This window comes from Acinetobacter sp. TG2027, from assembly GCF_000302435.1.
GTDB lineage: Bacteria > Pseudomonadota > Gammaproteobacteria > Pseudomonadales > Moraxellaceae > Acinetobacter > Acinetobacter pittii.
In genome coordinates this window covers 398,097-411,583 of sequence record NZ_AMJN01000040.1, presented here as the reverse complement: position 1 = coordinate 411,583, position 13,487 = coordinate 398,097, and the positions used below count along the sequence as shown (strand labels likewise).

10 protein-coding genes are annotated in these 13,487 nt (G+C 35.1%); 8 read left to right on the top strand and 2 right to left on the bottom strand.

The window, feature by feature from the left end; translation table 11 throughout:
• Positions 1–15 precede the first annotated feature (15 nt).
• The 6 genes from pfkB (at position 16) to B806_RS0111540 (ending at position 7,648) form a co-directional block, all read left to right on the top strand.
• The gene (pfkB, locus tag B806_RS0111565; protein WP_017386013.1) at positions 16–963 is read left to right on the top strand and encodes a 1-phosphofructokinase; all 948 of its coding nucleotides are present in this window, start codon (positions 16–18) and stop codon (positions 961–963) included.
• Entirely contained in the window at positions 950–2,668 is a 1,719-nt protein-coding gene (locus B806_RS0111560) for a fructose-specific PTS transporter subunit EIIC (protein ID WP_017403039.1), read from the top strand. The genes pfkB and B806_RS0111560 overlap by 14 nt, the downstream gene beginning before the upstream one ends.
• 844 nt (positions 2,669–3,512) lie before the next feature.
• Positions 3,513–3,977 carry a MarR family transcriptional regulator gene (locus B806_RS0111555; protein WP_002121027.1) on the top strand — a complete coding sequence of 155 codons (465 nt, stop codon included), beginning with the start codon at positions 3,513–3,515 and terminating at the stop codon, positions 3,975–3,977.
• 194 nt (positions 3,978–4,171) lie between these two features.
• The gene (locus tag B806_RS0111550; RefSeq protein WP_002120955.1) at positions 4,172–4,387 is read left to right on the top strand and encodes a hypothetical protein; all 216 of its coding nucleotides are present in this window, start codon (positions 4,172–4,174) and stop codon (positions 4,385–4,387) included.
• A 579-nt stretch (positions 4,388–4,966) separates the two neighbouring features.
• On the top strand, positions 4,967–7,057 hold the full coding sequence (locus tag B806_RS0111545) for an EAL domain-containing protein (protein WP_017386011.1): 2,091 nt from the start codon (positions 4,967–4,969) through the stop codon (positions 7,055–7,057).
• Between the two features lie 147 nt (positions 7,058–7,204).
• On the top strand, positions 7,205–7,648 hold the full coding sequence (locus tag B806_RS0111540) for a universal stress protein (RefSeq protein ID WP_002120966.1): 444 nt from the start codon (positions 7,205–7,207) through the stop codon (positions 7,646–7,648).
• Between the two features lie 54 nt (positions 7,649–7,702).
• Here the strand turns inward: B806_RS0111540 and B806_RS0111535 are convergent, their stop codons facing one another.
• On the bottom strand, positions 7,703–9,142 hold the full coding sequence (locus B806_RS0111535) for a glucose/sorbosone family PQQ-dependent dehydrogenase (protein WP_017403038.1): 1,440 nt from the start codon (positions 9,140–9,142) through the stop codon (positions 7,703–7,705).
• Positions 9,143–9,535: 393 nt separating this feature from the next.
• Here B806_RS0111535 and B806_RS0111530 point away from each other — a divergent pair, with 393 nt between their 5' ends.
• Both B806_RS0111530 and B806_RS0111525 read left to right on the top strand, forming a co-directional pair.
• Positions 9,536–10,168 carry an SOS response-associated peptidase family protein gene (locus tag B806_RS0111530; RefSeq protein WP_017386009.1) on the top strand — a complete coding sequence of 211 codons (633 nt, stop codon included), beginning with the start codon at positions 9,536–9,538 and terminating at the stop codon, positions 10,166–10,168.
• 225 nt (positions 10,169–10,393) lie between these two features.
• Positions 10,394–11,848 (top strand): SulP family inorganic anion transporter, encoded by a 1,455-nt coding sequence (locus B806_RS0111525; RefSeq protein ID WP_017386008.1) that lies wholly within the window; start codon positions 10,394–10,396, stop codon positions 11,846–11,848.
• A gap of 41 nt (positions 11,849–11,889) precedes the next feature.
• Here B806_RS0111525 and B806_RS0111520 read toward each other — a convergent pair whose 3' ends face one another.
• Positions 11,890–13,071 (bottom strand): S8 family peptidase, encoded by a 1,182-nt coding sequence (locus B806_RS0111520; RefSeq protein ID WP_017386007.1) that lies wholly within the window; start codon positions 13,069–13,071, stop codon positions 11,890–11,892.
• Positions 13,072–13,487: the final 416 nt, after the last annotated feature.

Here is a 13,487-nt window from a genome sequence, read left to right as displayed (position 1 = left end):
AGATTAGGAATGGTAATGGCTAAAGTTTTAACAATTACTTTAAATCCTGCAATTGATGTGACTATACAACTCAAAGAGTTACAGATAGGTCAAGTAAACCGCCAAGAATCTGTAGAAATACATGCGGCAGGCAAAGGTTTAAATATTGCACAAGTTTTAAAAGATTTGGGGCATGAGGTTGTTGTTTCTGGTTTTCTAGGAGCAACAAACAGACAGATTTTCGATGACCATTTTAAAGAAGCTCAATTTCAACCTGAATTTATTTATATTGAAGGTGAAACTCGCCAAAATATAAAAATTGCTGAACATTCAGGACGTATGACTGATTTGAATGGAAAAGGTTTTTTCATATCTGAACTAGATAAGAAAAACCTCTTTCAAAAAATCGAGATGATTTTGCCTCAGGTAGATGTGGTTGCCATCGCCGGGAGCCTTCCCCAAGGTTTTAGTGTTGATGAATTACAGCAACTTATTAAGCTCATTCAAGCGCAAAGGAAAAAAGTTGCACTAGATACAAGCGGTAAAGCGTTAGTTTCTGCAATTGAATGCCAACCTTGGATGATTAAACCAAATACAGATGAGTTAGTAGAAAGTTATCAGCTTCCTGCTACAACCTATGCTGAACAAAAAAAACTTTTTGCAAACTTAGCTAAAATTGAACATGTCGTTATTTCGATGGGTGAAGACGGTGTAAACTGGTTAAATGACACTCACCCACTTCATGCCACAGCACCTAAAGTGATAGTTAAAAGTACAGTTGGTGCGGGTGACTCTCTTTTAGCAGGGATGATTCATGGCTTATTGGGTGGCTTCTCTGCCGAAGAAACATTAAAAACTGCTACCGCAATTGCAAGCCACGCTGTAACACAAATAGGCTTTCGTATTCCTAATGCTGAAAAGCTAAACCAATTAAAAGCCCAAACAACAATCAATTCATTGAGTGAATCTGATGCCAACTGCTAAACGTTTATTATTTGTTATTAATAGTCCGCAACAGCAAGTCAATGCTTTGATTTTAGCTCGTAAGCTTGCACAAGTCGCGTCTCAACAGGGTTATCAAAACAGCATTATTTCGCTAGATGAATTCGAGGTGAATGAAAGCTTTGACCAAGTTATCGTTGTTGGACAACGCCCGAAAAATCTTAATATTTTTGGTACACACCCTTTATCTTTCATTAACATTGAAGAGATCAAAAGTGATACTGATTCAGCTCTTCAAACTGCTTTAGATCATTTTAAATCTGCTCAAGACTGGCAAAATGATAATAACGTATCAGCATCTACAGCTAAAAAATTTGTTGCGATCACTGCGTGTCCTACGGGTGTCGCGCATACTTTTATGGCAGCCGAAGCTTTACAGCAAGGCGCAGAAAAGCTCGGTTATGAGATTGAAGTAGAAACTCAAGGTTCCGTTGGCGCAAAAAATATCTTATCACCTCAAGCTATTGCTGATGCGGACATCATCATTCTTGCGACTGACATTGAAGTTAATACAGACCGTTTTGTAGGTAAACGTGTTTATAGATGTAGTACAGGTTTTGCTCTAAAGCAAACAGATAAAGCTTTTGCTGAGGCAATCAGCAATGCGCAAGTTTTAGAACAAGGTAAGCAACAAACTTCTGGAGAAAACAAAGATAAAACCGAAAAAGTTGGCGTATATAAACATCTCTTAACAGGTGTTTCTTATATGTTACCTATGGTGGTGGCGGGAGGTCTTTTAATTGCCCTCTCTTTATGCTTTGGCCTTAATGCAGCTGAGCAAGCAGGCAGCTTACCAGCTATATTAAAACAAATTGGGGCCGCAGCATTTATGCTTATGGTTCCAATGTTATCTGGTTATATCGCCTACTCGATTGCTGATCGTCCTGGCCTCGCACCTGGTTTAATTGGCGGCTTACTTGCTTCTCAGTTACAAGCAGGTTTTTTAGGAGGTATTGTCTCAGGTTTTCTTGCTGGCTATATCGCGCTTTTTATTGCAAAAAAACTCAAACTTCCTACAAGTTTAGAAGCACTTAAACCTATATTAATTATTCCTTTATTAGGCACATTATTTGTTGGTCTGATTATGTTCTATGTGGTTGGACAACCTGTAGCACATATTTTCGAGTTAATGAAAGACTTCCTAAATAATATGGGTACAACAAATGCTGTGTTAATGGGAATTATATTAGCAAGCATGATGTGTATTGATTTGGGTGGTCCAATCAATAAAGCAGCCTACGCTTTTACTGTTGGGTTGCTGACAACAAACACGTATATGCCTATGGCAGCTACAATGGCTGGCGGCATGGTTCCCGCTATTGGTATGGCTATTGCGACTTTCATTGCTAAAAATAAATTTAGTACAGGAGAGAAAGATGCTGGAAAAGCAGCTTTCGTATTAGGTTTATGTTTTATTTCTGAAGGTGCTATTCCTTTTGCAGCTAAAGACCCAATGCGTGTTATTCCAACCTGTATTTTAGGTGGAGCTGTGACTGGAGCACTCGTTGCCTTATTCCATTGTGAGTTGGTTACTCCTCACGGCGGTGTATTTGTTCTTTTAATTCCTAATGCGATTAATCATGCTTGGTTATATCTTGGTGCAATTGCTGCTGGTAGTATTGTTACAGGGATAAGCTATGCCATTGTTAAGAAAAAAATAGAAGAAAAAGCTGTGACTGTTTCATAATTAAAAAGGGAGAATATAAATTCTCCCTTTTTTTATAAATTATATGTGCCTGATCTCATAAAAATTTAAACTGAAAACTATTTAATATTTAATTTTCTTTCTCTGAGACTTAAATCATTTAATCTGAATAGCTCTTGCCATAATCTGTGTTGGCACTTCTTCTGCAAGCATTACGGTTAGAGTTGGCTCTTTTGAGATTTAATGGATAAAATTTATTAAAATTATAATTTATAGACAAAAATACCTCTATTTCAAAAGCTTATTATTTAAAAGAATGTTTAAAATTTATTAATAAAAATCAGATATTTAATATAGAAATCTAATTTTATTTTACTAAATAATAGATGTTTCATGTTAAATGTATGGTAAATTTCGCCAACATCAAAACAATACAAGTCATTGGTATATATAAATATTTTTTATTTAAATATCTTAATTTTTCATAGTTATGACTTTAGAGACAAAAACTTTCTCGTTCAATGCCACGTTCAAATCATAATTTTTTTTCTACGATGCCCTTGCAAGCAATATCGTTCAATTAACGATCAAGCAAGCTTAAATGCAATCTTACATATCCACTCAAAGAGTTTCAGGTACGGCTTTGTTAAACAGTTTTTACCTTTAATAGTCTTTGATTATAGCTGAAGAGTATTTAAAGTTCGCAAAGTTGTAGGAACGCTTTATAAAGATAAAGACAATTAAACCATGTCATTGTTAAATGAAGCTATATAACTTTTGCTCATCAAGTAAAGTCCTGCTATAACTTGCTTGATGAAACTATATTTTTCAACTATTAAAGATAGTTCACCAGGAATGCGATCCACCAAGGTATGGGGAAAAGTCAATGACAAAGAAGTATGCGCGTTTTTTACCTACAACAGAATCTTTTACTCTTGAAGATTTTCCATATTATTGGATTACTCAAGTACATGCTCAATATGTACAAAACATTGATAATGCTTTAAAAAAATATGGTTTAGATAACTCACGTCGACGCATCATGTTGGCTTTAAGCAGCAAGCCCCATGCGAGTGTTTCTGAACTTTCAGATATGATTATTTCAAAAATGTCGACTACCACAAAAATTGTTTATCGTTTAAAAGATGAAGGTTTGGTTGAAACTTATTCTTGCCAAACTGATGGTCGTATTACTCGTGTAGTACTTACAGAAAAAGGGACTGAAATGATCAACAAGATCAATGATCTTACAAGTGTAGTACTTGAGCAGTCTTTTGAAGGTATTACTCCCTTACAGCTAGAAAAAATGATGGAAAGTTTAAAATTACTTTTAAAGAACCTTTCTCGCTAAGATGAAATAAGAATCTATTTATACCCAATAGTTAAGCTCTCATTATGAGAGCTTAACTATTTTAATGTCTCTACTTTAATATTGAGAGAAATGGCATCCCACATAAAATAATCAATTAACCTTCCATCTGTTGACTTGAGCTCTTAACTCCAGTAGAAATTCTCTTTCAATAACTGAATAGCAAATTTCGGAAAATGGCTAAAAGAAAATACAAAAGTGACAAATTTCAGGTACGTCGTATTAACCGTAGCTGGTGGGTACTTGAAAAAGATCTTGAATCAAACTGCTATTTAAAACATGAGCAAGTGGCAACAAAAACCTTAGCAAACAACTATGCTGATGATTATATCGAACAGTACTATATGAATCTGTACATACAACAACAGTTGAACAAGCCAGAAACTGTATAAAAAGCCATTTTGGCTTTTTTTATTTTTATAATTAAAATTTATAAAAATTATGCATAAAAAAAACCTACATCTTGGGGAAAATGTAGGCTATAAAATGCACAAAAAGGAAATATATATCCTTTTTGACAAAAAGAATTTTACGATAATACAAGCTATTATTTTATATTACTTTTGTAAACTTAATAGCGATTATTGTATTTAATTAACCTCTTTTGAGAGCTTCTTTGTTTATATTATGAATAAAATTTGATTTATCAAATTCTTTATTTTTTATCTTTACTCCTTCTACTTTCTTAGTTTTATTTTTAATATGACAAATATATATGCATAATTATAAGCTGCTGTTTTAATAAGTTTTTTACAAAAATAAGCATAAATATTTTTTTAAAGAAAGATAAATAAAAATTAATAAATAACAAAAACATAAATTAAATCTTTAGTATATATTAGTTTTAATAACTCAATTTTAGTTCAAAAAAAATACACATAAAATTTATTATTTGCTGTTTTGCTTACTACAGAAAGATTACAATAATGGCTAATAAATAGATTAATCAACACAATCTTTCTAGGCATGTTATGACTTCAATGTCGAACAACACCCAAAAGCATTTTATTGTTGAGCAAATTCCACTCCCAACTTGGGTGAGTGATGAAAATGGCTTGATATTATATTGCAATATAGAGTGTACAGAATATTGGTTGGATACTTTTTCTCCATTGCCAGCGCAATGGCTAGATTTTGTTTATCCTGCCGATTTAGATGAAGTCAAAAACAGATGGCTCGAAGCAATTCGCCTACAAAAAAGAATCGAATTAAAATGTCGACTTTTACGAGCTGGAAATCAATATAGATGGTGCAAACTATCGATTCAAGCATCTAAGTATCGCAGCTCCTCACAAACTAGCGAATGGTATGTTAGCTTTTTAGATATAGATCACGATATTCAAGAACAGCAAAACTTGCAAAAGAACATTGAAATACAAAATCAGATGTTAGATATCAGTGTAGATTGCATTAAAGTTCTGAATGTAGACGGCACACTTTCTCACATGAACAAATCAGGGTGCCTCGCTTTAGGTGTACCTGTTGATGAAACAGAATTTGGAATGAAATGGCTCGAACTATTACCACCGCACATTCGTAAACGCGGTCGAGTCGCTTTGAAAAAAGCTCTTCAAGGTAAAGTTGCTAGATTTGCAGGAATGAGCTGTTTGCCAGATCAGGATCCTGAGTATTGGGATAATATGCTTACCCCGATTCATCGGGAAAATGGTGAAATTGGACAAATTCTGTGTGTATCACGTAATGTTACTCAACAACATTTGGCAGAAAACCAGCTTAGGAATATGAGTGAGAGAGATGAACTGACCGGATTATATAATCGGCGTTCATTTAAATTTCAACTTAAGCGTACTCTCTCATATTCAAAAGATACTCAAACAAGTGTAGGGTTACTTTTAATTGACCTCGACCACTTTAAACATATTAATGATACTTTAGGGCATAGCGCAGGCGATCATCTATTAAAAGTTCTCTCTAAACGCTTTAATCATTGTGTAGATGATGAAAAGTGCTTTGTCGCGCGGTTAGGCGGAGACGAATTTGCGGTTATTATTAATAATCTCAATTCTGAAAATGATGTCCGAGAGTTAGCAGCCATTTTACTTCAACAGTTAAATCAGCCGATTACCTATTTAGGTAATGTCTTAAATGGTGGGATGAGCATTGGCTGCGCAATTTATCCGCAAGATGCCGTAGACCAGTCAGGTTTGCTCAGTTGTGCCGATATGGCATTGCATGATCTAAAAGCGCGTGGTCGTGGTGGTATTCGCATGTATGATCCATGCATGATGCAAATGACCGAAACAGTCGCTTCTCAGCTTAATTTAGCTCGTCAGCTGATTCGCCATCATACCATCCAACCCTATTATCAACCTAAAGTAGACCTAAATACCCATCGTGTAGTGGGATTTGAAGCTTTATTAAGATGGCATACAACCTCAGCTCAAAGAGGCTACCCTGCACAAATTGCGGAAGCTTTTAAAGATTATAATTTAGCGAGTAAGATCGGTGAAACGATGCAACATCAAGTTTTACGTGATATCGCCAAATGGATAAATCTTGGTATTACCCCTCTCCCTGTTTCACTAAATGCTGCACCAGTTGAGTTCTTAAGAGATAATTATGCTGAGAGACTTTTGAAAAAGATTAATCAATTTCAAATACCAACGCATTATATTGAAGTGGAAGTCACTGAGCACATGCTAGGCGACCGAGGCTCGGAATATGTGATCCGTGCACTTAATAAATTAAAACAGCATGGGGTACGTATTGCACTTGACGACTTTGGGACTGGTTTCTCATCGCTAACCCATATTCGCGATTACCCAATTGACAGTTTAAAAGTAGATTGTAGCTTTATCCAAAAGATGCAACATGACCCATCAATCTATGCAATTGTCCAAGCAATTGGTTTACTCGCTCCAAATTTATCACTTGGGCTTATCGCCGAAGGAATTGAAACTCAAGAACAAGAAGAACTGCTTCGACAATTTGGTTATAGCATAGGCCAAGGGTTCTTATTTGAATCTGCTATTGATGCTACTCAGGTTATTTCCATACTTAAACAAAATCAGCCTTACTTAGAAAGTCATTACAATCTTTGAAAATAAGATGTTTAATAAACCTTTTAGTTTTTATTCATACTAAAAATAAACAATAATTTTTAAAAAACTGTTCATAATATAAGCATAAAGATAATAATTTCGGTGTTCCCGCACCATACATTGTCACAAGACAATAAGGAGCAATATATGAGTTATCACCATATCTTGGTTCCAGTCGATGGTTCTCCTACTTCACTTATTGCCGTCAATCATGCAACAGCAATTGCTAAAGCCTTTGGCAGTAAAGTGACTCTAGTATATGCGCTTACTATAGATCCTTTCATTTCTGTAGAATTCATTGATAGTACAGAATTAGCACAGGATTATTTTAATAAAGCTAGAGCATCGATTCAGAGCATTTTAGACCAAGCTAAAGAACAATTTAGCCAACATGGAATTTCTGTTGAAACAAAAATTGTTGAGGGCCAAACAATCCACACAGAAATTATTAAAGCAGCTAATGAGCTAAAAGCAGATTTATTAGTGATTGGCTCACATGGGCGAAAAGGGTTTAAAAAGTTCTTCTTAGGAAGTGTGACTCAAGCCCTTTTAGGAGAAATTCATTTACCGGTATTAGTCGTAACTGAATAGTTTTCTAAAGCTAAAAAACCGATCTTTAATAGATCGGTTTTTAAATAGCCTGTATTACTTAGCCTTATATGTAAACTTAATTAGAGATCCTGGGTTTTCTAATGTATTTGTTACCGAGCCATCATCCTTTTGAACATTTCCGGCAGTGTCAGTTAATACATATAAAACGTTCCCATCTGGACTTGCAATCACATCACGATAACGGTTGTTGCTCTTAAACATCGGTACAGCATCATCATAAGTCGTGCTATAAGTTGGATCCAACTTAATACGGAAAATAACACCACGTTTTAAAGATGGAACCAATAATGTATTTTCCCAACCAGTAATTGCTTTTTTACCGCCCTTATAGACATAGGCAGATGACGGCGCAACTGTTGGCCAGCAAATGTAGGTCATCGCTCCACAAGTTGGATCATTATAGTTGTAGGTATCTTGAACGGTATATAAAGTTTTTAATGGTGGGACAAAGTTATTACCAGTCCATTCAGATTCTTTCGTCACAGGAACCCCTATGGCTACTTTTACTCCATTCTGAGCTAAATCCTTAATTGACTTATTGGCTGCTGCTGAATAATTTGCATAAGCATAGCCACTATCATCTTTATAACCTGCTACATTCGGCCAACCATAGTTGCCACCTTTGACAATGAGGTTAATTTCATCGTCAGAGTTTGGGCCTTGTTCAGACTGCAACAATTTACCATTTGGAGTGAATGCTAAGCCCTGCGGATTACGATGTCCGAGTGTATAAATATGGCTAACCACCCCGTTAAAACTTGGATTATCCTTTGGAATACTTCCATCAAGATTTAAGCGTAGTACTTTACCCATATAGGTATGATAGTCTTTGCCATTCAGTTCTTGTTGAGTTGGCGTGTGTTGTGCTTGATTTGGCAAGAACAAATAAGCAAGCTGGTTATGCCCTTGGTCACCAATCGTATAATAAATCTTTTGATCTGGACCAATGACAAGACGACCAGACTGATGGTCTTTCGATGATGGTAATCCCGCCAATAAATCTACTGGCTTCTCGAGCGTATCTGTTGACTTGTTATAGGTATATCGACGAATAATCGTTTGATTCGGTAATTCTTTATCTGTAGATTTCGGATTTTTAAATGTACCTGAAATATAAATATAAGAATTATTTTTAAAATCTGGATGAAAAGCAAAGCCTAATAAACCGTTTTGACCATCAGCATCATTGACAATCTCTGGTACCTGAAAAACTGTTTTTACACTACCCGACTCTGGATTCACTCTTAAAATCTTACCTGTTGCCCGCTCAGTTAACCAAATTTGATTATCTGGCCCCCACAACAAAGCATGCGGCTTATTTAAATTAGACAGAATAACTTTTTTGTCAAAGTTTTCTGTTTTCGCTTTAGCGAATTGAGATGGAGTAAGAGGAACATCAGCAAATGCTGAATTGAGTGTAACTACCTGAGCGGCGCCTAATAAAGCAATTTTTGCCAGTAAATGTTTATTCATGTGTCCACCTTATAAATTGTCAAAATTTTCCGAGAATTTTTAAACCTTTAGCAACTGGTTTGTACGAGTTCTCTATATGATTTGTATTATGATGAATAACGAATCTATTAAAATCTAAATTTCTGAAAGGCTCTGTTGCATAAAAGTAGCTATTAAAACTGAATAAACTCTCTTTAAGATGAGCAACTTAACTATACGATTTATCTATTCTATTAATTTTATATCTGAAATTTTTTTGAAATGTCCATGAGTTAAATAAATATTTATTAACGAAGTAATTGATAGTTAAAAATTAATACTCAAAGAGACAATTCTAATTATAAAAATATACATCACTAAAGACTAAAAGTTAGAAGCTGTAATTGAGAGCTATTTTTACAACGAAGGTGTCTTATGTGTGCAAACTTTAAACCTATTAAGAAAATACATGCCAATCAATTAGAGTTATTTGAACCCACTTTTGAATATAAGATGGATATTTTCCCAAGTGATGATTGTCCACTTATTTTATCTCATCAAAATGAGCTTGAGTGGCGAAAAGCTAAATTTGGAATGCTTCCCCCTTATGCCAAAGAAATCGCATTCAAATATGCAACTTATAATGCCAGAACAGAGACAGTAGAACAAAAGCGCTCTTTTAAACATGCTTGGTTAAATGACCAGTTTGCGCTTATTCCTGTTGAAGCTATTTATGAACCTAAATATATCAATGGGAAAGCACATTGGTATGGTATTTTCCGTCAAGATGGGCAACCTTTTACCCTTGCTGCAATCTATGAAGAAACACTTATAGATGAACAGAAAGTTAGGTCAATGTCGCTATTAACAATTAATGCTGATCATCACCCTTTCATGAAACAATTTCACAAACCTGATGATGAAAAACGTTCGGTTATTGTGATACCTGATAATCTTAGAAATGATTGGCTCAACTGTACTCATTCTGAAGCCAAAGATTTTTTCTTAGATATGCCTGCGAATGAATTTGCCTCAATGCCAAAAGCTGAAATGAAAAATTATGATTAAATCGGTTTAGTCGACTTAGGTTAGTCAGCCTTAAAAACTTATGTTATTCTTCGGGCACTTTTAAATGCCTCAAACTCTCTATGCCTATGATACTTACGCCACCTTAAGTTTATTTACCCTTATCTATTGTAAATAACTCATCACTGTTTAGTGATGTGGTGTAGTCGTTTGTGTTGGTATATCACATCACTAGCCTTTCAAAATTTAGAACTTAGGCTATTTCTCATGTTATCGAATGTCCGAGAACAATGGTTCTCTAATGTCCGCGCAGATATTCTTTCTGGTCTCGTTGTCGGTCTTGCTTTAATTCCAGAAGCAATTGCATTTTCAATTATTGCGGGTGTAGATCCCAAAGTCGGTTTATATGCATCCTTTTGTATTGCCGTTATTATTTCTTTCGTAGGCGGTCGTCCAGCTATGATTTCGGCAGCTACGGGTGCCATGGCTTTGGTTATGACAACGCTAGTAAAGGAACACGGGCTTCAATACTTATTCGCTGCGACAGTATTAACTGGCGTCATACAGATTTTGGCAGGATATTTTAAACTTGCCAAACTCATGCGTTTTGTTTCTAAATCAGTAGTAATTGGATTTGTTAATGCCCTTGCTATTCTCATTTTTATGGCCCAATTACCGGAATTAATAAGCGTTACATGGCATGTCTACTTATTAGTAGCAATTGGTTTAGGAATTATTTACCTTTTCCCCTATATTCCAAAAATTGGAAAGTTCTTTCCCTCACCTCTTATTTGTATTGTAATAGTCACATTACTCGCCATTTTTTTAGGGTTTGATGTTCGAACAGTTGGTGATATGGGTTCATTACCAGACACTTTGCCGATATTTCTGATTCCGAATATTCCTTTTAATTTAGAAACCCTCCTTATTATTCTTCCATATTCTTTAGCGCTGGCTGCAGTTGGTCTACTTGAATCCATGATGACTGCAACAATCGTTGATGAAATGACAGATACATCTAGTGATAAATTTCAAGAATGTAAAGGTCAAGGTATCGCAAATATTGCTTCAGGTTTTATGGGCGGCATGGCTGGTTGTGCCATGATTGGTCAATCAATGATTAATGTAAAATCTGGTGGTCGTACACGTTTATCCACTTTTTGCGCAGGTATATTCTTACTTATTCTAGTTGTGTTTTTAAGTGATTGGTTAAAAGTGATTCCTATGGCTGCTTTGGTTGCAGTCATGATTATGGTATCTATCAGTACTTTTGAGTGGAGCTCTCTGACTCAGTTTAAAAATAATCCTAAAAGTAGTAATGTCGTTATGATCGCTACCGTTATTGTAGTGGTTGCTACCCATAACTTAGCGTTAGGTGTATTAACTGGGGTATTACTTTCAGCACTTTTCTTAGCAAATAAACTTGAAAATGATATTCGTATTGAAACTTCATTCGAAGATCAAGCTCGTTTATATGAATTAAGAGGCCAAATATTTTTCAGTTCATCTGAAAAATTTATGCAAGGTTTTAACTTTAAAGAAAAAGTTAAAGAAGTCATTATTGATCTCACCCATTCTCATATTTGGGATGTGACCTCAGTTGCCATGTTAGATTCAGTTGTGAATAAATTTCAAAAGAACGGTATTCAGGTAACGGTTCGCGGTTTAAATGAAGCCAGCTCAATCATGATTGATAAATACGGTACTCATGCAAAAATCTAAAAAAGGTCCTTCGGGACCTTTTCTAATTTAAATAACTACTTTTACTGCGCAGATTTATATAGCAACCGATTTGGGCTACCTGAAGGATTTTTTACCACATTATTACTTGCTTGATTTAACAGATTAGTTGAGATTGTCTGAGGTGTTGCTGTAGGTGTACTTTGCAACATTTCAGCTACGACTCCAACAACATGTGGAGTAGCCATTGAAGTTCCATTTAAAACTTTAGTTGCTGTATTACTCCCAATCCAAGAAGAGTTAATCTGGCTTCCAGGCGCAAAAATATCAACGCAGCTTCCATAATTCGAATAACTCGCTCGAGTATCTGTACTATCTGTAGCAGCAACAGTAATTGCCTTACTTACTCTGGCAGGAGAAGAACTACATGCATCTGTATTCGAGTTTCCTGCTGCCACAACCATTACATAACCATTATTAAATAAATTTTCCACTGCACTATCTAAAGATGCGTTTGCTTCACCACCTAAAGATATATTCACTACAGCTGGCTTTTTACCATTTTTTAATATCCAATCTAGCCCCGCAATCACATTACTCGAAGCACCAGAACCATCACATCCTAAAATCCGAATGGGTACTAAGCTTACATTCTTGGCAACCCCATAGGTACTACCACCAACTGTTCCTGCCACATGGGTACCATGACCATGACAGTCACTTGTTCCATTACCATCAGATATCGCGGTATAGCCACTTAATACCCGTCCAGAGAACTGTTGATGTGTAGACAATATTCCTGTATCAACAATATAAGCAGTTGTACCTGAACCTGTTTGTAAGTACGAATAGGCTGAATCTAGAGGTAAGTTTTTTTGGTCAATACGATCTAGTCCCCAATCTGGGTTGCTTTGGGTAGTCGCATCAACTTTCATGATTGTGTCATTTTCTACTGAAACGACTTTCGGATTTTTTTTCATGGCTTCAACAAAAGCAGTACCGGCAACATCGGGTAAATAAATTGCAAATCCCTTAAGTACAGCATCATAGGTCTGTAATACCTTCCCACCATGTTGTTTAGCAATACCTTGTGCAAACTCGTTAGAAGAACCCACATCCTTATTAAGAATAACAATATATTGATTTTTAATAATTCCTTTTGCTTCAGATGAGCCTAATACAGAATTTGTTGTAGCAGGTGCAGCATATGTTAAATGACTCAGCGCTATTGCTAAAAGAAAAGTCGAAACTTGGCAAAACTTCATAGAAAATCTCCATATTTTTTACTTTAGACATCATTGTTATGATCAGTACAGTCTTTATATTTAGGGATTAACATCTTTAGAAAGGAATTTTTATTATATTCTCCATATATTATAACCACGTCATGTTTTCATAAAACTTGGACCTATACAATGCTATTATCTTTTTTCATTTAAAATTGAGAACCAATTCAAATAAACCGATACATCAAACATTTTAGAATAAATAATTATCTTACTTTATTTATAATTTAGTTTAGGTAGGATGTATAATGTAAAAATATATAATCATTAAAAATAATATAAATGTAGAAATAATGAGATATGTTCCAGTTGTATTAAAGCTTTTTAAAAATTTCCAGATATCCATAAATAAAAATATAAAACAGTAAGTTATGAAAATTCTTGCAAATTATAAT

Excerpts from the sequence above, each read along its gene's own strand:
- pfkB (WP_017386013.1), top strand. The coding sequence starts at position 16 with ATGGCTAAAGTTTTAACAATTACTTTAAATCCTGCAATTGATGTGACT.
- B806_RS0111560 (WP_017403039.1), top strand. The coding sequence starts at position 950 with ATGCCAACTGCTAAACGTTTATTATTTGTTATTAATAGTCCGCAACAG.
- B806_RS0111555 (WP_002121027.1), top strand. The coding sequence starts at position 3,513 with ATGACAAAGAAGTATGCGCGTTTTTTACCTACAACAGAATCTTTTACT.
- B806_RS0111550 (WP_002120955.1), top strand. The coding sequence starts at position 4,172 with ATGGCTAAAAGAAAATACAAAAGTGACAAATTTCAGGTACGTCGTATT.
- B806_RS0111545 (WP_017386011.1), top strand. The coding sequence starts at position 4,967 with ATGACTTCAATGTCGAACAACACCCAAAAGCATTTTATTGTTGAGCAA.
- B806_RS0111540 (WP_002120966.1), top strand. The coding sequence starts at position 7,205 with ATGAGTTATCACCATATCTTGGTTCCAGTCGATGGTTCTCCTACTTCA.
- B806_RS0111535 (WP_017403038.1), bottom strand. The coding sequence starts at position 9,142 with ATGAATAAACATTTACTGGCAAAAATTGCTTTATTAGGCGCCGCTCAG.
- B806_RS0111530 (WP_017386009.1), top strand. The coding sequence starts at position 9,536 with ATGTGTGCAAACTTTAAACCTATTAAGAAAATACATGCCAATCAATTA.
- B806_RS0111525 (WP_017386008.1), top strand. The coding sequence starts at position 10,394 with ATGTTATCGAATGTCCGAGAACAATGGTTCTCTAATGTCCGCGCAGAT.
- B806_RS0111520 (WP_017386007.1), bottom strand. The coding sequence starts at position 13,071 with ATGAAGTTTTGCCAAGTTTCGACTTTTCTTTTAGCAATAGCGCTGAGT.